The organism is Mycobacterium timonense, from assembly GCF_025821985.1.
Classification (GTDB): domain Bacteria; phylum Actinomycetota; class Actinomycetes; order Mycobacteriales; family Mycobacteriaceae; genus Mycobacterium; species Mycobacterium avium.
In genome coordinates this window covers 93,099-114,740 of record NZ_JACKSY010000042.1, presented here as the reverse complement: position 1 = coordinate 114,740, position 21,642 = coordinate 93,099, and the positions used below count along the sequence as shown (strand labels likewise).

General features: G+C 68.1%; 19 protein-coding genes. 9 read left to right on the top strand and 10 right to left on the bottom strand.

Annotated features, from left to right (window positions below):
* Nucleotides 1-67: 67 nt before the first annotated feature.
* Together H7I87_RS12210 and H7I87_RS12205 are read right to left on the bottom strand one after the other, a co-directional pair.
* Nucleotides 68-892 (bottom strand): SDR family NAD(P)-dependent oxidoreductase, encoded by an 825-nt coding sequence (locus tag H7I87_RS12210; protein WP_003873143.1) that lies wholly within the window; start codon nt 890-892, stop codon nt 68-70.
* A gap of 57 nt (nt 893-949) precedes the next feature.
* Nucleotides 950-2,170 (bottom strand): cytochrome P450, encoded by a 1,221-nt coding sequence (locus H7I87_RS12205; protein ID WP_020371241.1) that lies wholly within the window; start codon nt 2,168-2,170, stop codon nt 950-952.
* 181 nt (nt 2,171-2,351) lie between these two features.
* On the opposite strand from H7I87_RS12205, the gene H7I87_RS12200 reads away from it, so the two are divergent.
* Nucleotides 2,352-3,848, top strand: a complete 1,497-nt coding sequence (locus H7I87_RS12200) for an acyl-CoA carboxylase subunit beta (RefSeq protein ID WP_009975813.1) — start codon at nt 2,352-2,354, stop codon at nt 3,846-3,848.
* A 72-nt stretch (nt 3,849-3,920) separates the two neighbouring features.
* Here the strand turns inward: H7I87_RS12200 and H7I87_RS12195 are convergent, their stop codons facing one another.
* The 4 genes from H7I87_RS12195 to H7I87_RS12180 are packed head-to-tail and all read right to left on the bottom strand — an operon-like array spanning nt 3,921 to nt 8,096.
* Nucleotides 3,921-4,961 carry a TIGR03857 family LLM class F420-dependent oxidoreductase gene (locus H7I87_RS12195; RefSeq protein WP_019732716.1) on the bottom strand — a complete coding sequence of 347 codons (1,041 nt, stop codon included), beginning with the start codon at nt 4,959-4,961 and terminating at the stop codon, nt 3,921-3,923.
* Nucleotides 4,958-5,338 (bottom strand): nuclear transport factor 2 family protein, encoded by a 381-nt coding sequence (locus H7I87_RS12190; RefSeq protein WP_003873147.1) that lies wholly within the window; start codon nt 5,336-5,338, stop codon nt 4,958-4,960. The genes H7I87_RS12195 and H7I87_RS12190 overlap by 4 nt, the downstream gene beginning before the upstream one ends.
* On the bottom strand, nt 5,338-6,459 hold the full coding sequence (locus H7I87_RS12185; RefSeq protein ID WP_009975810.1) for an alpha/beta hydrolase family protein: 1,122 nt from the start codon (nt 6,457-6,459) through the stop codon (nt 5,338-5,340). Before H7I87_RS12185 ends, H7I87_RS12190 begins: the two co-directional genes overlap by 1 nt.
* A 14-nt stretch (nt 6,460-6,473) precedes the next feature.
* Complete coding sequence (locus tag H7I87_RS12180) at nt 6,474-8,096, bottom strand: flavin-containing monooxygenase (RefSeq protein WP_011724246.1); 1,623 nt, start codon at nt 8,094-8,096, stop codon at nt 6,474-6,476.
* A 116-nt stretch (nt 8,097-8,212) separates the two neighbouring features.
* On the opposite strand from H7I87_RS12180, the gene H7I87_RS12175 reads away from it, so the two are divergent.
* From H7I87_RS12175 to H7I87_RS12140, 8 genes are all read left to right on the top strand, one after another.
* Nucleotides 8,213-9,226, top strand: coding sequence for a Rieske 2Fe-2S domain-containing protein (locus tag H7I87_RS12175; protein WP_011724245.1), 1,014 nt, complete (start codon nt 8,213-8,215; stop codon nt 9,224-9,226).
* Nucleotides 9,223-9,852 carry a cysteine hydrolase family protein gene (locus tag H7I87_RS12170; protein WP_019732715.1) on the top strand — a complete coding sequence of 210 codons (630 nt, stop codon included), beginning with the start codon at nt 9,223-9,225 and terminating at the stop codon, nt 9,850-9,852. Before H7I87_RS12175 ends, H7I87_RS12170 begins: the two co-directional genes overlap by 4 nt.
* The gene (locus tag H7I87_RS12165) at nt 9,849-10,481 is read left to right on the top strand and encodes a PaaI family thioesterase (protein WP_011724244.1); all 633 of its coding nucleotides are present in this window, start codon (nt 9,849-9,851) and stop codon (nt 10,479-10,481) included. Before H7I87_RS12170 ends, H7I87_RS12165 begins: the two co-directional genes overlap by 4 nt.
* 8 nt (nt 10,482-10,489) lie before the next feature.
* Nucleotides 10,490-12,142 carry an acyl-CoA synthetase gene (locus H7I87_RS12160; RefSeq protein WP_083071338.1) on the top strand — a complete coding sequence of 551 codons (1,653 nt, stop codon included), beginning with the start codon at nt 10,490-10,492 and terminating at the stop codon, nt 12,140-12,142.
* Nucleotides 12,143-12,183: 41 nt separating this feature from the next.
* The gene (locus H7I87_RS12155; protein WP_009975804.1) at nt 12,184-13,026 is read left to right on the top strand and encodes an SDR family NAD(P)-dependent oxidoreductase; all 843 of its coding nucleotides are present in this window, start codon (nt 12,184-12,186) and stop codon (nt 13,024-13,026) included.
* 128 nt (nt 13,027-13,154) lie between these two features.
* Entirely contained in the window at nt 13,155-14,357 is a 1,203-nt protein-coding gene (locus H7I87_RS12150) for a cytochrome P450 (RefSeq protein ID WP_019732712.1), read from the top strand.
* 22 nt (nt 14,358-14,379) lie between these two features.
* The gene (locus tag H7I87_RS12145) at nt 14,380-15,594 is read left to right on the top strand and encodes a CaiB/BaiF CoA transferase family protein (RefSeq protein WP_011724241.1); all 1,215 of its coding nucleotides are present in this window, start codon (nt 14,380-14,382) and stop codon (nt 15,592-15,594) included.
* Between the two features lie 54 nt (nt 15,595-15,648).
* Nucleotides 15,649-16,794 (top strand): thiolase family protein, encoded by a 1,146-nt coding sequence (locus H7I87_RS12140; RefSeq protein WP_019732711.1) that lies wholly within the window; start codon nt 15,649-15,651, stop codon nt 16,792-16,794.
* A 135-nt stretch (nt 16,795-16,929) separates the two neighbouring features.
* Here H7I87_RS12140 and H7I87_RS12135 read toward each other — a convergent pair whose 3' ends face one another.
* From H7I87_RS12135 to H7I87_RS12120, 4 genes are read right to left on the bottom strand one after another with little or no spacing between them, the layout of a single operon-like run.
* Nucleotides 16,930-18,123 carry an acyl-CoA dehydrogenase family protein gene (locus tag H7I87_RS12135; protein WP_019732710.1) on the bottom strand — a complete coding sequence of 398 codons (1,194 nt, stop codon included), beginning with the start codon at nt 18,121-18,123 and terminating at the stop codon, nt 16,930-16,932.
* Nucleotides 18,124-19,170 carry an acyl-CoA dehydrogenase family protein gene (locus H7I87_RS12130; protein ID WP_019732709.1) on the bottom strand — a complete coding sequence of 349 codons (1,047 nt, stop codon included), beginning with the start codon at nt 19,168-19,170 and terminating at the stop codon, nt 18,124-18,126.
* Nucleotides 19,171-19,172: 2 nt separating this feature from the next.
* On the bottom strand, nt 19,173-20,003 hold the full coding sequence (locus H7I87_RS12125) for an amidohydrolase family protein (RefSeq protein ID WP_019732708.1): 831 nt from the start codon (nt 20,001-20,003) through the stop codon (nt 19,173-19,175).
* Nucleotides 20,000-21,637 (bottom strand): acyl-CoA synthetase, encoded by a 1,638-nt coding sequence (locus H7I87_RS12120; protein ID WP_019732707.1) that lies wholly within the window; start codon nt 21,635-21,637, stop codon nt 20,000-20,002. Before H7I87_RS12120 ends, H7I87_RS12125 begins: the two co-directional genes overlap by 4 nt.
* Nucleotides 21,638-21,642 lie beyond the last annotated feature (5 nt).

Genomic DNA, 21,642 nt, shown 5'->3' with positions numbered 1-21,642 from the left:
GTATCGGACAGATACCAGCGAGTATCGAAGATCACCCGGGCGGTCCTCCGCCGACCCCGGGAGTTCGTCAGCCGAGCCTGGCCGCGGTGCGCTCCCACAGTTCGGCGGCCAATCGCGGATCGTCCGCCAGGCGAGTGGTTTTGCCGATCTTGCGCTTGGCGTAGTACGCGCCGGACGTCCACTCCGAATCGGGCGGGCTCGACGCCAGCCGCACCAAGGGGTCGGCGCCCTGGTCCGGGCTCGAGATGAACAGCGCCGCCGGGGTGTACCGCTGCATGAACACCAGAAATCGCGAACCCGAGGCGATGCCGATGTTGGAGTTGACGTTGCCGGGATGCACGGCCGCAACGGAAAGGCCGCGCGCGTGGTAGCGCCGGTGTAATTCCTTGGTGAACAACACGATTGCCAGCTTCGAGTACGCGTAAGCGACGGCGGGCCTGCGGTTGGCGGTGTTCTCCAGGTCGTCGACGGTGGCACGGAGGATCAGCTTGTGCGAGGAGCTGGTCGTGTTGACGACCGTGGCCCGGGACTCCAGCAGCACATCCAGCAACTGGGTGGTCAACAGGAACGGCGCCAGGTAGTTGACCTGATAGGTGCGTTCGTAGCCGTCGGCCGTCAGCTCGATCCTGCTGGCCACCCCGCCCGCGTTGTTGAGCAACACGTCGATGCGCGGGTATTGCGCACGCATCTTGTCCGCCAGCGCCCGCACCTGGGACAGGTCGGCGTAATCGACGACGAAGTGATCGGCGCCCAATTCGGCGGCCACCGCGGCGGTCTTGGTTTGGGAGCGGCCGACCACGACGATCCGGTCGCCGGCGCGGCTGAGGCGACGAGCCGCGGCCGCGCCGATGCCGTCGCTGGCGCCCGTGATGACAATCGTCCTGCGCGTCATTGCCAGACCTCCACGGGGAGTGTAGCGATCACGCAGAGGTGGCGGCCTGACCCCGGCTCAGGCCAGCGAATACCGCACCGGCAGGTGCTTGAGGCCGCCGACGAAGGTGGTGGCCACTAGCTCCGGATCACCGGTCAGCTCAATGGATTTCAGCCGGGGAAGCAGCTCGGTGAAGAAACTGTTGACCTCCATGCGGGCCAGCGCCGCACCCATGCAGAAGTGCACGCCGTAGCCGAAGGCCAGATGCTTGTTGGGGTCGCGCCCGACGTCGAAGCGGAACGGCTCGTCGAACACGTCCTCGTCGCGGTTCGCCGAGACGTAGGACAGCAGCACGGATTCGCCCGCGGCGATGGGCACTCCACGCACCACGGTGTCTTTGGCGGCGGTGCGCATGAACTCCTTGACCGGGGTGACCCAGCGGATCATCTCCTCGGTGGCCAGCGGCATCAGGTCGAGGTTGTCGCGCAGCCGCTGCAGCTGGTCGGGGTTCTCGATGAGTGCCTGCAGGCCACCGGAGATGGTGGCGCTGGTGGTGTCGTGGCCGGCGGTGGCGACGATCAGGTAGTAGGAGACGGTGTCGATGTCCGAGAGCGGTTCGCCGTCAACCCGGGCGTTGGCGATCGCCGACGCGAGATCCTCGGTCGGATGCTCGCGGCGCGCGGCGGTGACACCGTTGAAGTAGCCGAACATGTCCAGCAGCGCCGGCAGCTGATCCTCGTTGGAGCTGCCGCGCTTGAATTCCGAGTCGTCGCTGCCGAACAGCTCCTGGGTCAGTTTGAGCATCCGGGGGAAGTCGGCCTCCGGCAGGCCCAGCAGCGACATGATCACGTAGAGGGGGTAATTGACCGCGACCTCCTGGACGAAGTCGCATTCCGGTCCGGCCGCCAGCATCTTGTCGACGTAGATCTTGGCCAGCTCGTCGACGCGAACCTTCAACGCCCGCATCGCCTTTGGCCGGAACCAGTCCGAGCCGATGGCGCGCACCACCCGGTGCTGGGGGTCGTCCATGTGGATCAGGGTGCGCACCCCCGCGGCGGCCTGCATCTCGTCGCCCTCGGCGGTCGTCAGCACCGGGCGCGGCCAGTTGGTGAACAGCATGTTCTCCCGCTCGATGTCCATGACGTCGGCGTGTTTGGTGATCGCCCAGAACGGCTTGTAGTTCGGCACCTCCACCCAGGACACCGGGGCGTTGGCGCGCAGGTGGGTCAGTGCCGCATGCAGTCGCTGCTCGTCGGTGTAGGCCATCGGATCGGCCAGCAACTTGGCGGCCTCGTCCATCGTGGTTGTGCTCACTGGTGCAACTCCTCGATCCGGGATGCTCGGTGCCGCCGACCTCGAGACGGCCGGGGTCAGGCATGCGGGTAACTTTACAGTAAGCAATCCAGTATGTGACCCTGCAGATCTGCGGCCCGCCCCCGACTGGTCGCGCGACGAATCCTCCATGAGGTAGGACATAGGCATGCCGAAAGCCCAGGACTGGGAAGAAACGCTCGCCGATCTCCAGCGGCGCCGTCAGCACGCGTTCGACATGGGCGGCCCGGAGCGGCTGGACAAGCACCGCAACAAGGGCAAACTCGACGCCCGCGCCCGCATCGAATACCTGCTCGACCCGGGCACGTTCCGTGAACTCGGCACCCTGGTCGGTGGCGAGATCGCCGCCGATGGCCTGGTGGTCGGCTCCGGCGAGATCAACGGCACGCCGGTGATGCTGGGCGCCGAGGATTTCACCACCCTGGCGGGCAGCATCGGGCCCGGCGGCAACTCGAAGCGCTACCGCATCGCCGAACTGGCGTTGCGGGACAAGATTCCGTTGGTCATGCTGCTCGAGGGCGCGGGCTTTCGCCCCACCGGCGGGCATTACGGCCGCACCCCGACCGACCTGCTGGCCCAGGCGCAGTGCTCTGGTCGCGTCCCGACCGTCGCCGCCGTGCTCGGCCCGTCGGCCGGACACGGCGCGCTGGTGGCCCCGGTCTGCGACTTCCGGATCATGAGCAGGCAGGGGGCGATCTTCACCGCCGGGCCTCCCGTCGTCAAAGAGTCCACCGGAGAAGACATTTCGAAAGAGGACCTGGGCGGGCCGGATGTCGCGCTGCCCAGCGGCGTGATCCACAACGTCGCCGAAAACGACGAAGCGGTGCTCGACGACGTCCGCCGCTACCTGTCCTACTTCCCGCCCAGCGCCTGGTCGTACCCGCCGTCGCTGCCCGCCGGCGACGCCGCCATGCCGCGGCCGACGCCGGAGCTGCTCGACATCGTCTCCCGGGACAACCGCCGCGTCTACGACATGCGCGCCGTGCTCGACGTGGTGTTCGACAGCCCCGACTGGTTCGAGGTGCAACCCCAGTTCGGCAAGGCGATCATCTGCGCGCTCGCCCACCTCGGCGGCCACCCCGTCGCGGTGGTGGCCAACCAGCCTCAGGTGCTGGCCGGCTCCATCGACGCCGACGCCGCCGACAAGGCGGCACACTTCATCATGGTGGCCGACTCGTTCCACCTGCCGATCGTCTTCCTCGCCGATAACCCGGGCATGCTGCCCGGCAGCCGGTCCGAACGCAGCGGTGTGCTGCGCGCCGGCGCGCGGATGTTCGCCGCCCAGACCGCGGCGACCACGTTGAAGCTGCACGTCACGCTGCGCAAGGCGTACGGGTTCGGGTCGATGGTCATGTCGCTGTTGGGATTCGACCATCAGGTCGCGACGTTCGCCTACCCGGGTGCAACCATGGGCGCGATGAGCGCGGCGGCGCTGAGCCGCGCCTCGCACGCCGGTGAGGACCTCTCCACCAAGCTGCGCAACGCCGAGCTGCAGGCCTCCTACCGGTCGGCCGAGCACATGGGGTTCGACGAACTCATCGACCCGCGTGAGACGCGGGACGCGTTGCTGGCGTCGTTGCGGCGCGGCCTGTCCAGCCGGCAGGCCGCCGCCGAACCGGTGAGCCGGACCGTCATCATGCCCTGAACCGGTACGCCGCGAGAGTGCAACTACCGACGGCACCTCTCGGGAAACGCGTCGCTAGTTGCACTTTCGCGGTCAGCCGGCTCGGTAGGCGGCGACGATCGGCTCGAGCTCGTCGGGTGTGGCGCCGTGCAGGATGACCGCGTCGGCGCCGTAGTCGAATTCCTGGCGGATGCGGGCCACACACTGCTGCGCAGACCCGGTGGCCGAGGGTTCCAGCCATTCGTCGGGGATCAGCGTCGCGATGTGCTCGATCTGCTCCGGGGTGGCCTTGTGGTCGATCCCGCCGGCGATCGACGTCACCACCGGGTCGTCGCGGAACCGTTGCAGCACAGCGGAATCCCAGTCGTTGGTGCGCACCAGCAGGTCTCCGTAGCCCTGCAGGTAGGTGGCCAGCCGGGCGACCGTCTTCTTCAGCCGCAGCTGTTCGGGCAGATGGTCGCCGACGGTGGCGAAGCACGACCACACCCGCACGCTGTCGGGGTCGCGGCCCGCCTTCTCCGCGGCCGACTTGACGGTCTTGACGCTGCGCTGCAAGGTCTCCGGGGTGAAGTAGGTGTGCAGTATGACGTCGTCGAATACCCGCCCGCCGAGCGCGAGCGTGTTGGGCCCGAACGCCACCAGGGCCAGCCGGATGTCCTCGTTGAAGTCCGGATCGAGAAACAGGATGGGGTACTTACCCATCGGTCCGTCGTGGTTGAAGATCAGCTCGCCGTGCCACAGGCGGCGCATCACCCCGGCCCAGTCCTCCATCTGCGCGGTCGTCACCGCCGGTATGCCGAACGCCCCATAGATCGCGGCGATCCCCCGTCCCACGCCGAGGGTGAACCGGCCGCCGGACAGTCGATGCATCGTGGTCGCCCACGACCCGGTGATCAGCGGATGACGGGTGTTGTGATTGGTTGCGGCGGTGGCGATCTGCATCCGGTGGGTGACCGCGCACGCCGCCCCGACCAGAGACGACGCCTCTTTGACGTTCCACCGCTCGGAGATGAAGGCGGTGCCGAAGCCGAGTTCCTCGCCGCGGCGGGCCTCGTCCATCAGGGTCGCGGGGCCCTCACCTCCTGCCCCGGCCAGCAGATAGAAGCCCAACTCGTCAAGCACCCGGTCGCTCAATTCCAAACCCCTTGCTGGTAGCCGCAGTTCCAAACCTCGGTGATCTTGCCATCGACGACCCGGAAAACCTCGATGCCGGCGATGTTGGTTTCCGCGCCGTCCTTGGTCCTGATCGTCGAGTCGTAGACGATCGCCACGTGCTCGCCGTCGTCGCCCTCGACGACGACGTTGAGGTCGAAGTGCAGCGAGTCGGCCATCTCCCACATGTCCACCACCCGCTGTACCGCCTCGGCGTGTGTCAGCGTGTGCGCCGCGCCGACCTCATGCCGGATAACCGTGTCGCCCAACAACTCCCGGGCCAGTTCGATGTTGCGTTCGTTCCACACCACCAGGTTGTACAGCTCGACCACGGTGCGAGCGGTCCAGGTGGGCCGCATCAGGCAAGCACCGCGTCGCGCAGGAACCGGTCGGTGATGCGCTGTACCCGCCGGGAGAAGATGTGCCCGACGTGGCTGCCGTCGTACCAGTACAACTGGCCGGCCCAGCGGTCCTGTAAGGCGTTCGCGGGCTCGCGCATCGCCATCCGGTCGTGCCAGGCCCCCACGATGAGCCGGCGCTCCGGCGGCGGCGCCGGGGTCACCGCCAGCGGGTCGATCACCGAGGTGAGCCGGGTGACCACCGGGGATTGCAGCAGTTCGCGGAATCCGTCCCGGGCCGGCCCCCAGCGCTGCAGGTGCCGGGCGATCATCGCGTTGAGTCCCAGGATGGGCGTGTACAGCGCGACGGCGTCGACCTGCCTCTCCAGGTGGGAGACCAGTGCGGCCACCGGGCTGCCCATCGAAATGCCCGCCACCACAAGGGTGCTGGCCTGCGACCGGGCCCAGCGCACCACGGCGCGCACCTCCGACACCGCGCGCATCATGCCCGCGACGTTGCCCAGCGGATCCATGTCGGGGTAGACCGGCCACTGCCGGCGCCGGCACCCGTGTCCGGGCTGTACCGGCATCGCGATGTTGAACCCCAGCTCGCGATGTATTCGGCCGATGCCGGACAGCAGCAGGTCTTCGGTGCCGCCCTGGCCGGCGCCGTGCACCCAGACCAGCCAGGGTCTGGGCCCGTCACGGTGCCGGCGCAGGTGCACCACCGCCCGGGCCGGGCCGCCCAAGCCGTCGGCCACCAGCGTCGCCGGCAGCGCGGGGTCGTGCTCGAAGGCCATCCGTTCGTAGTCGAGACCGGCGATGCTGCGCCGCCGAATCGAGGTCGGCCGCAACGGGTTCGGCGCGGCGTGCGCGCCGTCGATGCCCAGCGCGGCGAGTTCCTCGGCGGCAGCGGCGCAGGCGTCGACCGGGCGCAGCGCCGCCGGGCTGCCACCCAGCAGCGAAAAGGCGCTCAGCACAAGCTCGTCCAGCATGACCTCACCGAACTGGCGTGCACCGCGGGGCGACAGCGGAGCCCAACCGGTCGACTCCTGCAGGCCCGCCACCGTCCGCGGCACCAGCATGGCCAGTTCCCGGGCGGCGTCTCTGGCCAGGCTGAGCCCGCTCAATGCCTTCGCCATCCGCTCACCTTCAACTAAGCCAGCTTGAAACCGGTGTAGCCGCCGGCCGCGATTTCGTCGCACCTGCGCCGGTATTCGGGGATCCCGCCGGTATAGCCCATGTACATCCGTTTCTTGCCGGGCACGTTGCCACCGTTGTACCAGGAGTTGCACGACGGGTGGACCAGAACCGTGGGCGCGACGAGCGCGGTGGTGTGCTCGATCCACTCCTGCTGGGCGGTGCTCAGCGCCTCGATGGTGCGAATGTGGTTGGCGCGCAGGTATGCGATGCAGTCGCCGATCCATTCCACGTGCTGTTCGAGGGCGGCGACGAAGTTGGTGGCGGCACTGGGGCTGCCCGGGCCCTGGACGGTGAACAGGTTCGGAAAGCCGGCGACCGCCAGGCCCAGATACGACAGCGGCCCCTGGGTGGCCCAGAACTCGGCCAGCCCGATGCCGCCGCGGCCCCGGATGTCGATCCGGCTGAGCGCACCGGTCATGGCGTCGAAGCCGGTGGCGTAGACGATGACGTCGAGCTCGTGGAATCGGTCGTCGGTGCGAATGCCGGCCGGGGTGACCTCCCGGATCGGCGCCTTGCGCAGGTCGACGAGGGTGACGTTGTCGCGATTGAAGGTCTCGTAGTAGCCCTGGTCGATGATCGGCCGCTTGCAGGCGAAGGGATGCACCGGCACCAACGACGCCGCGGTCTCGGGGTCTTTGACGATCCGCGCGACCGCCTCGCCGTACAGTTCGGCGGCCATCCGGTTGGCTTCGATGTCGAAGAAGACGTCACCCCAGTTCAACGCCCCCAGGACGCCGTGCTCCTCGATGGCGCGCAGTTGTTCTTCGCGGGTGGCCGATTTCAGCGGCGGCCGCCCGAGCATTTCCAGCAGGACGGAAAAGGCGCTCAGCCGGGCCGCGCCGATCGGGTGGGCGCGTTGAGCGGCGCGGATTTCGCCGTAGCGCGCCTTCATCTCGTCCAGCTCGCCGGGTTGGAATCGGTGCACCCGCCAGGGCAGGGTGTATGCGGGTGAACGCTGAAACACCGAGAGGTGCAACGCTTCTCGGGCAACCACGGGGATGAGCTGGACACCGGTCGAGCCGGTGCCGATGACGCCGACGCGCTTGCCGGTCAGGTCGACGCCCGCGGCCGGCCAGCGGCTGGTGAACAGCGACGTCCCGGCGAAGGTGTCCATCCCGGGGATGTCGGGCTGCAGCGGCACGGACAGGATGCCGGAGGCGGCGACCACGAACGGAACGCGGAAGGTGTCGCCGGACCGGGTGCGCACCGACCACCTCGCGGCGTCTTCGTCGAAGGTCATCGCGACGACCTCGGCGCCGAATTGGATGTCGCGGCGCAGGTCGAGCCGGTCGGCGACGTAGTTGAGGTAGGCCAAGATCTCGGGCTGCGCCGGCATCGACTCCGTCCACACCCACTCCTGCTGGATCTCCTCGGAGAAGCTGTAGGAGTATTCGATGCTCTCGATGTCGCACCGTGCGCCCGGATAGCGGTTGAAAAGCCAGGTGCCACCGACGTTTTCGGCCATCTCCAGCACCCGGGCGGGGATGCCGAGTTGGCGCAGCCGGTGCAGCATGTACAGCCCGGAGAATCCCGCGCCGATGACGAGTACGTCGAACGGGGTGTCGGCTTCGGTCATCCTCACCGCCCTGGCTGGTCAGCCGCTGTCGTCATGTCACTCCTTGCCGCGCGACGGCCGGACTGCTGAAATCTATACTGTAATGGACTTAGTATCAACGTATCGGAGGCGCTGGCGTGAAAGTCCCCTTCACCTGGAAGGTCACCGGCTGGTTCATGGTCGGCTGGTCACCGGAGTTCCCCATCGGAGAGGTGCGCCCGTTGCACTATTTCGGCGAGGACCTGGTGGCCTACCGCGACGAGTCCGGCGAACTGCACATCTTGGAGGCGCACTGCAAACACCTGGGCGCCCATCTCGGGCACGGTGGCACGGTGGTCGGCGACTGCGTGCAGTGCCCCTTCCACGGCTGGCGCTGGGGGCCCGACGGCACCAACCGCTACATCCCCTACCAACCCGATCGGCCCAACCGCGGGTTGCGGCTGAAGGTGTACCCGGTGCGCGAGCAGTACGACTGCGTGTTCGTCTGGCACCAGCCGCACGGCAAGGAGCCGCAGTGGGAGATGCCGGACATCTTCGGTAAGTTCCCGCAATTCGAGACCGACCCGGCGGCCTACTACCGGGCCTACCCCGAGTTTTCCCGGCGCGCCGAGCGTGAGCCGGTGCATCCGCAGATCGTGGCCGAAAACGCGCCCGACAGCGCCCATTTCGAGTACGTGCACCACGCCACGGTGACGCCGCGGGTGCTGGACTGGAAGATCGTCGAGCAGGAATGGCAGTTCGTCGCCGGCTGGCCCGATGCCAACAGCGACGACCCCGAGGCCCTCGCGCTGCGCTTCCACAGCCACCTGTTCGGCCTGGGCGGGGCGATCAGCGTCTTCGAAGGCGCGCAGAACCATCGGCTGATCTTCACCTGCACACCGGTCGACGACGAGTGCTCGGACCTGTTCTATTCGATCTGGTGGCCCCGCCTCCCCGGCGACACCGCCGACGTGCCCGAGGGCAAGCTGCGCGAGGTCATCGAAAAGCAGTTCCTGTCCACCGTCTTCGACGATCTGCAGATCTGGCGCTACCAGAAATACGTCGAGCACCCGCCGCTGTCCAAGGTCGACGCCAAAGGCTATATGGCACTGCGCAAATGGGCCACCCAATTCTATGAGTTGCCGCCGGCCGGAACGTCGTCACCGGCATGACGGACCTGGCAGAGCTGGTGGCGCCGGCGCACACCGCCGTCATCACGCAAGAAGTCCAGGGCGCGGTCGTCGGTCCCGACGCCGGCCTGGGCGCGCTGGCCGCGGAAGCCCGCCGGGTCGCGCTGCCGAACATCGTGCGGCTGTTGCCGCCGGCCCGCGCAGCCGGTGTGCGAATCGTGCACTGCCTGGTGCAGCGGCGCCCGGACGGACTGGGCTCCAATCACAACGCCAAGATCTTCGCGCTGGGTCGCCGCTCCGGGCAAGGCCGGGTGGACATCTCCCCCGGCACCCCGGGGGCCACGCTGTTGCCCGAATTAGGCTCCGCGCCAAGCGATTTGGTGCTGAGCCGGTGGCATGGCGTGGGCCCGATGGGCGGTACCGACCTCGACGCGGTGTTGCGCAACCTGGGCGTGTCCACCCTGGTGGTGGTCGGCGTCTCGTTGAACATCGCGATTCCCAACGTCGTCATGGATGCGGTCAACGCCGCCTACCGCGTCGTCGTCCCGCGCGACGCCGTCGCCGGCGTCCCCGCCGAGTACGGCGAGGCGGTCATCGCGAACACGTTGTCGCTGCTGGCCACCATCACCACCACCGACGAGCTGCTGCGCGCCTGGAGCCGGCCATGACCGACACCGCACCCGGCACGCTGGACGGGTCTGCCGGCGGATTCCCCGAGATCAAGCCCGCCGAGTCGGCGCCGCCGGGTCTGGGCCGGCTGGTCGCCGCGCTGCGCCGGCTGCAGGACCTGACCGTCGCCACCAACCCGGCGGATCCGCTGTGGACCGTCGCCGCCCGGCACGTCGAGGACGCCTGCGCGGTGCTGGACGGCCACCAGGTTCCCGAAGGCGTGTCGCCGGCCGGGCGGGTCATCGAACTGCCCGGCCTCGGCCACCCGCTGCTGCCGCCGTGGACCGTCGTCGACTCCGGCGCGCACGGCGTCACCATGCAGGGGCATTTCACCCGATCGCACGTGGGCGGCAACAACGCCGTGCACGGCGGCATGATCCCGCTCTACTACGACTGGCTGTTCGGCATGGTGGTGTCCGGCGCGAACTGTCCACCCACGCGCACCGCCTTCCTACACGTGGATTACCGCAACGTCACCCCGATCGACGCGCCGCTGACGGCGCACGGCCGCATCACCGACGTCGACGGCCGCAAGATCTTCATCTCCGCTAGCATGACGGCGGCCGACGGCACGCTGCTCAGTGAGGCCACCGGCCTGATGGTCCGCCTGCTACCCCACCAGCCGTGAGAGGCAAAATGTCCGACACCACAACAGCATTCACGGTACCGGCGGTCGCGAAGGCCGTCGCGGCCGCGATTCCCGACCGCGAGCTGATCATCCAGGGCGACCGTCGCTACAGCTACCGGCAGGTGATCGAACGGTCGAACCGGCTCGCCGCGTATCTGCACTCCCAGGGTCTGGGATGCCACACCGAGCGCGAGGCGCTGGCCGGCCACGAGGTGGGCCAGGACCTGCTCGGCCTCTACGCGTACAACGGGAACGAATTCGTCGAAGCGCTGCTGGGCGCCTTCGCGGCGCGCGTCGCCCCGTTCAACGTCAACTTCCGCTACGTCAAAAGCGAACTGCACTACCTGCTCGCGGACTCCGAGGCGACCGCGCTGATCTACCACGCGGCGTTCGCGCCCCGGGTGGCCGAGATCCTGCCCGACCTGCCGCGGCTTCGGGTGCTCATCCAGATCGCCGACGAGTCGGGCAACGAATTACTCGACGGCGCAGTGGATTACGAGGACGCGCTGGCGTCGGTGTCCGCGGAGCCACCGCCGGTGCGGCACTGTCCGGACGACCTGTACGTGCTGTACACCGGCGGCACCACGGGAATGCCCAAGGGCGTGTTGTGGCGTCAGCACGACATCTTCATGACGTCCTTCGGGGGGCGCAACCTGATGACCGGCGAGCCCTCGTCGTCGATCGACGAGATCGTGCAGCGCGCCGCGTCGGGGCCGGGAACCAAGCTGATGATCCTGCCGCCGCTGATCCACGGCGCGGCCCAGTGGAGCGTGATGACGGCGATCACGACCGGCCAGACGGTCGTCTTCCCCACTGTCGTCGGCCATTTGGACGCCGAGGACGTGGTGCGCACCATCGAGCGGGAAAAGGTCATGGTGGTGACGGTGGTGGGTGACGCGATGGCGCGCCCGTTGGTCGCGGCCATCGAGAAGGGGATCGCCGACGTGTCGTCGCTGGCCGTGGTGGCCAACGGCGGCGCGTTGCTGACCCCGTTCGTCAAGCAGCGCTTGATCGAGGTACTGCCGAACGCGGTGGTCGTCGACGGCGTCGGGTCGTCGGAGACCGGGGCGCAGATGCACCACATGTCGACGCCCGGGGCGGTGGCGACCGGCACCTTCAACGCCGGCCCGGACACCTTCGTGGCGGCCGAGGACCTGTCGGCGATCCTGCCGCCCGGGCACGAGGGGATGGGCTGGTTGGCCCAGCGCGGCTATGTCCCGCTCGGGTACAAGGGCGATGCCGCCAAGACCGCCAAGACCTTTCCGGTCATCGACGGGGTGCGCTACGCGGTGCCGGGCGACCGGGCACGCCACCACGCCGACGGCCATATCGAGCTGCTGGGCCGCGACTCCGTGTGCATCAATTCCGGCGGCGAGAAGATTTTCGTCGAGGAGGTCGAGACGGCCATCGCGTCGCATCCCGCGGTGGCCGACGTGGTGGTGGCCGGACGGCCGAGTGAACGGTGGGGCCAGGAAGTCGTCGCGGTGGTCGCGCTGTCCGACGGCGCCGCCGTCGACGCCGGAGAATTGATCGCCCACGCATCGAATTCGCTGGCGCGCTACAAGCTTCCCAAGGCGATCGTGTTCCGTCCGGTGATCGAGCGCAGCCCGTCGGGCAAGGCCGATTACCGGTGGGCGCGCGAGCAGGCGGTGGACGGATGAAACCCCCTGGGGCCGAGCGCTTTTAGGCTAGGAGCACACCGATGAAGTACCAAGGGCGGGTCGTGGTGGTCACAGGCGCCGGCTCGGGCATCGGCCGGGCGCTGACGCAGGCGCTCACCGCGGGCGGCGCGCATGTCGCGGCGTCCGACATCGACGACAACGGCCTGGCCGAAACCCAGGCGTCGTGCGGGCCCGGACAGGTCACGCCGTATCGCATCGACGTGGCGGACCGGGATGCGGTGCTGGGCTTCGCCGATGAGGTGCGCCGCAAGCACGGACCCGCCTCGATGGTGTTCAACAACGCCGGCGTCGACCTGTTCGCCAGCGTGGCCGACATGTCCTGGGAGGACTTCGACTGGCTGATGGGCATCAACGTCGGCGGTGTGGTCAACGGGACCAAAGCCTTTCTGCCGCAACTCATCGAAGCCGGCTCCGACCGGCGGCCGTCGCGGTTGGTCAACCTGTCCAGCGCCTTCGGTCTCATCGCGGTCCCCTACCAAGGGGCCTACAGCACGTCGAAGTTCGCGGTGCGCGGTTTCACGGAGGCCCTGCGCCAGGAGATGATCATCGAACGCCATCCGGTGACGGTGCACTGCGTGCACCCCGGAGTCGTGCGTACCAACTTCGGCGCCAACATGCGCACCTCGGACACCGAGGATCCCGACCTGGCCGCCCAGCTCTTCGACCGGGCGGCGCTCACCACCCCCGCCAGGGCCGCCCGGCTCATCCTGCGCGGCGCCGAGAAGAACCGGGCCCGGATCCTGATCGGGGCCGACGGACGGGCGATGGCGGCGCTGCCCCGGCTGCTCGGCGTGGCTTATGCGGGCCTGCTGGCGCGTGCCGCGCGGTTGACCGACTCCCGCGCGGCCCACTCCGGACGCTGACCACACCTGCGGCGCCGCAGCCGGTGGCGATCGGGGCATGGCCCCGCCATATTGTCTACTGTAATAATTACAGTATGATCTTACGAAGAAGTGTTCGATCGTGCTGAGATCAAGATGCTGGAGATCAGGTGACGACCAACGTTCCCACCGCCGCCGGAGGCGAGACCGTCAGCCTGCGTGACCCCTACCCGTTCTTCGCCCGCAAACGCCGCGAGGCCGGCGTGTTCGCCGGCACGGTGATGGACTACTCCAAGACGCCGGAGTCCCTGATGCCCAAGCAGGAATACTCCGCGGTGTCCTTCGACGCGGTCAACACCGTGTTCCGCGACGGCCGGGTGTTCAGTTCCAAGCCGTACGACAAGACCATCGGGCTGTTCATGGGGCCGACGATCCTGGCGATGGAGGGCAAGAAGCACCGGGACCACCGCAACCTGGTGTCGGCGGCGTTCAAGTCCAAGGCGCTGGCCCGGTGGGAGCCCACCATAGTGCGCCCGATCTGCAACGCGCTGATCGACGAGTTCATCGATGCCGGAACTGCCGACCTGGTAAGGCAATTCACCTTCGAGTTCCCCACCCGGGTGATCGCCCGGCTGCTCGGGCTGCCCGACGAAGACCTGCCGATGTTCCACACCCGCGCGGTGCAGTTGATCAGCTACCACGTCGACTACGAACGGGCCTTCGAGGCGTCGGCGGCGCTCAAGGACTACTTCCTCGAGCAGATCGAACAACGCAAGTCCAAGCCCACCGAGGACATCATCGGCGACCTGGTCACCGCGGAGATCGACGGCGAAAAGCTCAGCGACGAGGCCATCTACTCGTTCCTGCGGCTGCTGCTGCCGGCCGGGCTGGAAACCACCTACCGGTCGTCGGGAAACCTGCTGTATCTGCTGCTGACCCACCCGGACCAGTTCGCGGCGCTGCAGGCCGATCGCGAGCTGCTGGCGCCGGCGATCGAGGAGGGGTTGCGCTTCGAGACGCCGCTGACCACCGTGCAGCGGTTCACCACCGAAGACACCGAACTGCACGGCGTGCGGATTCCTGCGCGTTCGGTGATCGGCGTGTGCATCGGTTCGGCGAACCGCGACGAGCGGCGCTGGGAGCGTTCCGAGGAATTCGACATCTTCCGTAAACACGTGCCGCACATCTCCTTCGCCGCCGGCGAGCACACCTGCCTGGGCCTGCATCTGGCGCGGCTGGAGACGCGCGTCGCGATGGAATGCCTGCTGAATCGGCTGACCAACGTCACCCTGCTCAGCGACGACGACCCGCACATCCACGGTCAGCCGTTCCGGTCTCCGACGGCACTTCCGGTTACCTTCGACGCCAAGTAGGGTCCCGGGAATGGTGAAGGTAATGCAGGGCTTTCGGGTCCTCGAGGTTGCGCAGTTCACGTTCGTCCCGGCCGCCGGCGCGATCCTGGCGGACTGGGGTGCCGACGTCATCAAGGTCGAACACCCGGTGCGCGGCGACACCCAGCGCGGCTTCGTGAACATGGGTGGCATCCAGGTTGATCCAGAGCGTCACCCGCTGATGGAGCACCCCAACCGGGGCAAGCGCAGCGTCGGGGTCGACGTGTCCACGCCGGGCGGCCAGGAGGTGATCTACGAACTGGCCAAGACCTCCGATGTGTTCCTCACCAATTACATGCCCGCGCAGCGTCGCAAGCACAAGTTCGACGTGGAGCACATCCGGGCGGTCAACCCGAACATCGTGTACGCCCGCGGTTCGGCGTACGGGGACAAGGGCGCCGAGCGTGACGTCGGCGGTTACGACGGGACGGCGTTCTGGACGCGCAGCGGGATCGGCTACGCGCTGACGCCGGAGGAGTTGGGCGGGGCACTGGGACAAGGCATTCCCGCATTCGGCGATTCCATCGGCGGCATGTTCATCGCCGGCGGGATCTCGGCGGCGTTGCTGCACCGTGAACGCACCGGCGAGGCCGTCGAACTCGACGTATCGCTGCTGAGCACGGCATGGTGGGCGGCGGGCGCCAGCGTGACGCAGGGCATGGAGACCGGCGAAGTGATGCGCACCCCGATGCCGGGTGCCGGGGCGCCGTCGGTGAATCCGTTTATGGGCAACTATGAGACCTCCGACGGCGGCACCATCAACCTGTGCATCATCAGCCCGACCGGGCTGATCCGCGACACGTTCGAGCACCTCGGCATCCCCGAGGCGGCCGACGATCCCCGGTTCTGTGATGTGCTGCCGCTGATCCAGAACGCCGACGCGGCCGCCGAGCTGATCGCAAAGGCGTTCGCCGCCAAGCCCTTTGACTATTGGCGCCAGCACCTGAAGACGATGAAGGGCCAGTGGGCACCGTTCCAGAGCCTGCTCGACCTGATCGACGACGAGCAGGCCATCGCCAACGACATGATCGCCGAGGTCGAACTCGCCGGCGGCGGAAAGCCTTTCCGCGTGGTGCGCGGCCCGGTGCAGTTCAATCACGAGCCGCTCGCGACCACGAGGGCACCCCAGGCAAGTGAGCACACCGAGCTGGTGCTGATGGAGTTGGGGATGGACTGGGACCGCATCGAGGAGCTCAAGAATGCAGGAGCCATTGCGTGAGTGCGAGTCGCGCCGCAACGATGCAGAGCGAAGCGATGAGGAGGAGCGGCGCCAATGAGTGACGTCGCCATCATCGGCGTCGGCCTGCACCCGTTCGGCCGCTTCGAGGGCAAGACCGCGATGGAGATGGCCGTCGACGCCATCCAGCTCGCGGTGGCCGACGCGGGTGTCGAATGGAAGGACATCCAGGCCGCCACCGGGGGCAGTTGGACGGTGGCCAACCCGGACGCGATCGTCGGCATGGTGGGGCTTTCGGGCATTCCGTTCACCAACGTGTTCAATGCCTGCGCGACCGCGGCCAGTGCCGCCAAGGCGTGCGCCGACGGAATCCGGCTCGGTGACTACGACATCGGCATCGCCATCGGCCTGGACAAGCACCCGCGGGGTGCGTTCACCGAGGACCCGGCCCTGGTGGGGATGCCGCGCTGGTATGCCGAGAATGGGCAGTACCTCACCACACAGTTCTTCGGCATGAAGGCCAACCGCTACCTGCACCAGCACGGCATCTCGCAGCGGACCCTGGCCAAGGTCGCGGCCAAGAACTTCCGCAACGGCGCCCGCAACCCGAATGCCTTCCGGCGCAAGCCGATTCCGGAGGATGAGATCCTCAACTCGCCGATGCTGAACTACCCGCTCACCCAGTACATGTTCTGCGCGCCCGACGAGGGCGCGGCGGCGGTGGTGATGTGCCGGGCCGACATCGCGCACCGGTACAGCGCCAAGCCCGTCTATCTGCGCGCGGTCGAGGTGCGCACCCGCCGCTACGGCGCCTACGAGGTGAACACCACCTTCGCCCCGATCGACGAGGATGTGGCGCCCACCGTGTACGCGGCGCGGGCCGCCTTCGAAAAGGCCGGTGTGGCACCGCAAGACGTCGACGTGATCCAGCTGCAGGACACCGACGCCGGGGCGGAGATCATCCACATGGCCGAATGCGGGTTCTGCGCCGACGGCGAGCAGGAGAAGCTGCTCGCCGACGGAGTCACCGAGATCACCGGCGCGATGCCGATCAACACCGACGGCGGGCTGATCGCCAACGGCGAACCGATCGGCGCGTCCGGCCTGCGCCAAATCCACGAGCTGGTGCGGCAATTGCGTGGCGAAGCCGGCGATCGGCAGGTGGCCGGTGAGCCGCGCGTCGGGTTCGCTCAGCTCTACGGCGCCCCGGGTACCGCGGCGGCCACCATCCTGACCACCTGACCGTCGCCGAGCGTGCACCCAGCGCGAAAAAGTGCGCGGAATTTCGCCGCCAGTGCACGTTCGGCGCGCAGGAGGCGCGGCAGGAGGCGCGCCAGCGCGGCAGGAGGCGCGCAGGAGGCGTGCCGGCGCGCGCCGTCAGCTGGCGCGCTGGGCCACCGGCGCGTAGGCCGGCTTGCCCAGGCCGAGCATGTACTGCGCGATCATGTTGCGGAACACCTCGAGGGTGCCGCCGTAGATGCCGACCAGCGGGGCGAACCGGAAGACGTACTCGGAGGCGCCGTCGTCGGCCGCGCCGTCGGTGCCGACCGGCAGCGCGGACGCCGTGCCCAGGATGTCCATCAGATCCGGGGAGATGTCGCGCATCGTCTGGGCGAGGGCGACGCGTCCGTAGATGCTGGGCGCGCTCAGCGCCGCCTCCATCCGCGCGGCGTTGCGGCCCAACCGATACGCGATCGCCGAGTCGTCAATGAGCCTGCGCCCGTGCGGGTCTGGCTGCGTGACCTTGGCCGCGACCTTGTCCAGGGCGTCGGCCATGAACCCGGCCTGGTGCATCATGATCGACACGTCCTGCAGCCCGTCCGGGGCCGCCGCCACCGCCCCGTGTTCGACGTTGAGCGGCTCGCGCAACACGGTCCAGCCGGCGTTCACGTCGCCCAGCCGATACTTGTCGTCGACCCGCACGTCGCTGTAGTAGACGATGTTGGTGCGGTCCCCGTCGACGGTGCGGATGCCCTGGATGTCGATGCCCGGCGAGTCCAGCGGAACCAGGAACATGGTCAGGCTCTTGTGCTTCGGCGCATCCGGGTCGGTGTTGGTGATCAGGAAAACGTATTGGCAGTTGTGCGCCCCGGTGGTGAACATCTTGGAGCCGTTGACGATCCAGCCGTTGCCGTCCCGGACAGCCCTGGTCTTGCAGGTGGCCACATCGGATCCGCCCTCGGGTTCGGTATAGCCCAGGCACAGCCGCACGTGCCCGCTGAACACGCCGGGCAGCACTTCCCGCTGTAACTCCTCGGACCCGAACTTGGCCACCGAGCGGGCCACCATGGCGGTGGTCCCCCAGGTCACCCAGGGCACGTGGGCGCGTCGCTTCTCCAGCTCCCAGATGCGACGTTGCACCCGGCTGAAACCGCCCTCGGCCTCGGGCTTCCATTCGCGTTCCAGATAGCCGGCCGCACCCAACGCCAGGTGCACGCCCTCGTCGAAGTTGTCGCCGGTTTCCCGGTCCCGGCGCCTGACCTCGTCGGTCACATGGGTGCGCAGGAACTCGCGAGCCTCGTCCAGGAATCGCTGGTCCTCGTCGGACAGCGTGACACGTGAGAAGTCCACCTATGCGCCCTTTCCGCTTTCCCGCGCGGCGACGAGCTCGCCGATGTACTTCGCGCTGACCCCGGGATCCCCGCCGGCCAGCGCCCAGCCGCGGGCCCGCACCAGATACGCCGTCGCCGCCGCCTCCGCCGAAACACCAAGCCCGCCTTGCACATGCACCGCCATGGTGGCCGCCTTCGCCGCTTCCTCGGCCATGAACACGAACGCCGAGGGCGCCAGCTCCGGCCGCTCGTCGGGCTCGTTGTCCAGGAACCAGGCCGCGCGCCGGGCCAGGTTGCGGCCGCCCTGCACGGTGATCGCGATGTTGGCCAGCGGGTGCGAGATGCCCTGCAGCGTCGAGATCGGCACCCCCAGCGTGTAGCGGGTCTTGGCGAACTCCGCCGCGATCGTCATGGTCTCCTCCACCAGGCCGACCAGCGCCGCGGCGGTGAGCACGCGCCACTCGTCAAGTGCGCGTTGATATTCCGCGAGTGCGTCCGATCCGCCGGCCAGCACGGTGCGGGTGTCGGCCGCCGCCGGATCCACCCAGGCCATGGGCAGCCGGCCGATGTTGTCCACCTTCGCGGGGCGGGTGCCGAAGCTCAGCGCGACGACGTCGTCGCCGTCGCGCACGATGATCGCGTCGGCGATCGACCCGGTCGGGATGAGCCGGGGCCCCGACAGGCTGTCGTGCTGCGGATCGAACCCCGCGAGCCGCTTGCCGTGAACGACATCGGGTTCCACCGCACCGAGCCGGGCCAGCAGCCGGGCGGTGCAGACCTGGTCGATCCACGGCACCGGCGCCAGCGACCTGCCGATCTCCTCGGCCACCAACGTCAGGTCGACCAGCGTCGCCCCGTCGCCGCCGGCGGATTCCGGGACGGCCATGCTCGTTGCGCCCATGGCGCACAACCGCTCCCACAGGTTCTTGTCGAAGCCGGTCTCCTCCGCGGCGCGTACCGTCTCGATCGGGCAGTGCGTCGTGAAGAAATCGCGGTAGGCCGCCTGCAACGCCTGGTGATCGTCGGTCAGGCTGTAGTCGAGCCTGCGCAGTTCATAGCGGTCCATACTCAGCCTTCCTTGCGGCCACCGAAGAAGAATTCGTGCGCGTTGTTGTAGAGGTAGTTTTCCAGCACGTCGGCGGGCAGATCCAACCCGGCCGCCTCGGGGACGACGCGATGCATTTTGAGCACCGGCCAGTCGGACGCGAAGATGACCTTGTCCTGCCCGCGGGTACGCATGTAGTGCAACAGGCTCTCCGGCAACCGCTTTGGCGACCAGGCCGACGTCATCAGGCGCAGGTTGGCGTATTTGAGCAACAGCCTGATGGCGACGTCCCACCAAGGGTCCGCGCCGTGGATCATGCACAGCTTGAGTTCCGGGAAGCGCACGCAGACCCGGTCGAGGTGGATCGGATTCTGCACCTCCCCCGGGATCGGGGGCCCGGGAATGCCGGTGTTGACGCACAGCGGCAGCTCGAGCTCGGCGCACTTGGTGTAGAGCGGATAATAGACGGCGTCGCTGGGCGGATACTGGCCATCCCCCCAAAAGCTCGGTCCCACAGCGGCATACGCGACGGGCAGGTCGGCGACGACGGCGGCGAGCTCGCGCAGGGACGGGATCGGCCGCAGCAGGTTCACCCCACCCATCGCCAGGGCGAAACGCTCGGGCTTGTCCTCGACGAACTTGCGCGCGCTCACCGACGGCTTGGCCAGGTTGTCCATCAGGATGGCTTTGCGCACCCCCTGGGCGTCCATCTCGTCGATCAGCTCGGACAACTCGACGGGCGCGAACATCGACGCCGGTCCCTTGAAGTAGTCGTCGCGCACCTTGAGCATCCACGTCGGCTGCTTCTCGGTCTCGCCGAAGTGCACGTTGACCAGACAATCGATTGCTTTCATGTCGACATCGGCGCCTTCTCGCTAGCTTCGGTGACAGCGTGACGTTTGGCCCAACGGTAATCCGCCTTACCGTTGCCCAGGCGCTGAACCGCAGCGACGAACAGAAATTCCTTGGGCGCCTTGAACCGCGCCAGCCGCGACGTGCAGTGCGCGTGCAACTCGTCGGCGGCGGCACCGGTTCCGGCACGAAGTTCCACCAGCGCGACGATTTCCTCGCCCCAACGCCCGCTGGGCCGCCCGACCACCAGCGCGTCGGCGACGGCTGGGTGGGCGCGCAGCACCTCCTCGACCTCCTCGACGAAGACCTTCTCCCCACCGGTGTTGACCACCAGCGAGTCCCGCCCGAACAACCGCAGTGTTCCGTCGGGTTCCAGGGCGGCGCGGTCTCCGGAGATCACCACTCGTTTGCCGTCGATCACCGGAAAGGTCTTGCGGGTGGCGTCGGGATCGTCGAAGTACCCCAACGGGATTCGTCCCTCGCGGGCGACCCAGCCCAGCTGCGGCTCGCCGGGAGAAAGGAAGCGGCTGTAGTCCTCGGCGAGCACCAGCCCACCCTCGCGCAGTGTGAAGGTGTCGGTTCGGGTGCCGGTTCGGCTGTGGCCGAATCCCATGTTGCCGGTCTCCGACGACCCGTAACCGTTGATGAGAGTGATGTGGGGAAGCAGCTCCAGCAGGGCCTGCTGGTATTTGGGGTTGGTTGCCGCTCCCCCGGTGCCGATGGCGTACAGCGACGACAAATCATAGGAGCCGCACTGCAATTCGGCGACCAGCGGTGCCGCGTAGGCGTCGCCGACCATGGTCATCATCCCGACCCGCTCACGCTGGGCGGTCTCCCACACCGATCGCGGGTCGAGCTTCTTGCCGGTGTCGTAGAGCACCACGGTGGTCCCCGCCATGATCGCCGCGAACGCCGTCCACATGCCGGCCGCGTGCATCAGCGGCGAGACGGCGAACCACGGCGCCCCAGCGGCGCCGCTGACCTTGTCGCGGATCTCCTGAGCGCAGGCGTGATCCGCCCCCACCATCGACGACACGTAGATGTCGGACTGGCGCCACAGCACCCCCTTGGGCCGGCCCGTCGTCCCGCCGGTGCAGATCATCAGCAGATCGTCCGGCGATCCCGGCACCGGGTGACCGGTATCGCCTTGGGCCAGAGCATCATCCAGCGACACCGCGCCCGGCAGTTGCGCGGCCTCGCTGCCGTCGTCGACCGCGATGAGCAGGTCGACGTCTCCGCGGCCGAGGACGTCGGCGAACTTCGGCCCCAGCCCGCGGTGGTAGATGACCGCCCGCGGTCTCAGGTAGTCGAAGAGCTCACCGACCTCACGCGGCGTGTAGTGGTAGTTGACGTTCACCGGCACGGTGCGCGCCTTGAGGCAGCCGACGACCATGTCCGGGTACAGATCGTTGTGCATGACCAGGGCGACCCGGTCCTGCCCGCACTCCCAGTTCTGCAGGACGGCGCGTTCCCGGTGCACGCCCAATCCGTTGCCGGACAGGAAGTTCGCCAACCGGCGGGTGCGGTCCGCCGACTCGGCGAACGTGCTGCGGCGGTCGCCGCACACCGTCATCGTGCGGTCGGGGATGACGTCGGCGATTTCGTCGAGAACCGCCCCTATGGTCCATTCGCTCACGGGCG

Bases quoted from the DNA above. Each gene is read 5' to 3' on its own strand.
- H7I87_RS12210 (WP_003873143.1), bottom strand. From the start codon at position 892: ATGACGCGCAGGACGATTGTCATCACGGGCGCCAGCGACGGCATCGGC.
- H7I87_RS12205 (WP_020371241.1), bottom strand. From the start codon at position 2,170: ATGGACGAGGCCGCCAAGTTGCTGGCCGATCCGATGGCCTACACCGAC.
- H7I87_RS12200 (WP_009975813.1), top strand. From the start codon at position 2,352: ATGCCGAAAGCCCAGGACTGGGAAGAAACGCTCGCCGATCTCCAGCGG.
- H7I87_RS12190 (WP_003873147.1), bottom strand. From the start codon at position 5,338: ATGCGGCCCACCTGGACCGCTCGCACCGTGGTCGAGCTGTACAACCTG.
- H7I87_RS12185 (WP_009975810.1), bottom strand. From the start codon at position 6,459: ATGGCGAAGGCATTGAGCGGGCTCAGCCTGGCCAGAGACGCCGCCCGG.
- H7I87_RS12180 (WP_011724246.1), bottom strand. From the start codon at position 8,096: ATGACCGAAGCCGACACCCCGTTCGACGTACTCGTCATCGGCGCGGGA.
- H7I87_RS12170 (WP_019732715.1), top strand. From the start codon at position 9,223: ATGACGGACCTGGCAGAGCTGGTGGCGCCGGCGCACACCGCCGTCATC.
- H7I87_RS12165 (WP_011724244.1), top strand. From the start codon at position 9,849: ATGACCGACACCGCACCCGGCACGCTGGACGGGTCTGCCGGCGGATTC.
- H7I87_RS12160 (WP_083071338.1), top strand. From the start codon at position 10,490: ATGTCCGACACCACAACAGCATTCACGGTACCGGCGGTCGCGAAGGCC.
- H7I87_RS12155 (WP_009975804.1), top strand. From the start codon at position 12,184: ATGAAGTACCAAGGGCGGGTCGTGGTGGTCACAGGCGCCGGCTCGGGC.
- H7I87_RS12145 (WP_011724241.1), top strand. From the start codon at position 14,380: ATGCAGGGCTTTCGGGTCCTCGAGGTTGCGCAGTTCACGTTCGTCCCG.
- H7I87_RS12140 (WP_019732711.1), top strand. From the start codon at position 15,649: ATGAGTGACGTCGCCATCATCGGCGTCGGCCTGCACCCGTTCGGCCGC.
- H7I87_RS12130 (WP_019732709.1), bottom strand. From the start codon at position 19,170: ATGGACCGCTATGAACTGCGCAGGCTCGACTACAGCCTGACCGACGAT.
- H7I87_RS12125 (WP_019732708.1), bottom strand. From the start codon at position 20,003: ATGAAAGCAATCGATTGTCTGGTCAACGTGCACTTCGGCGAGACCGAG.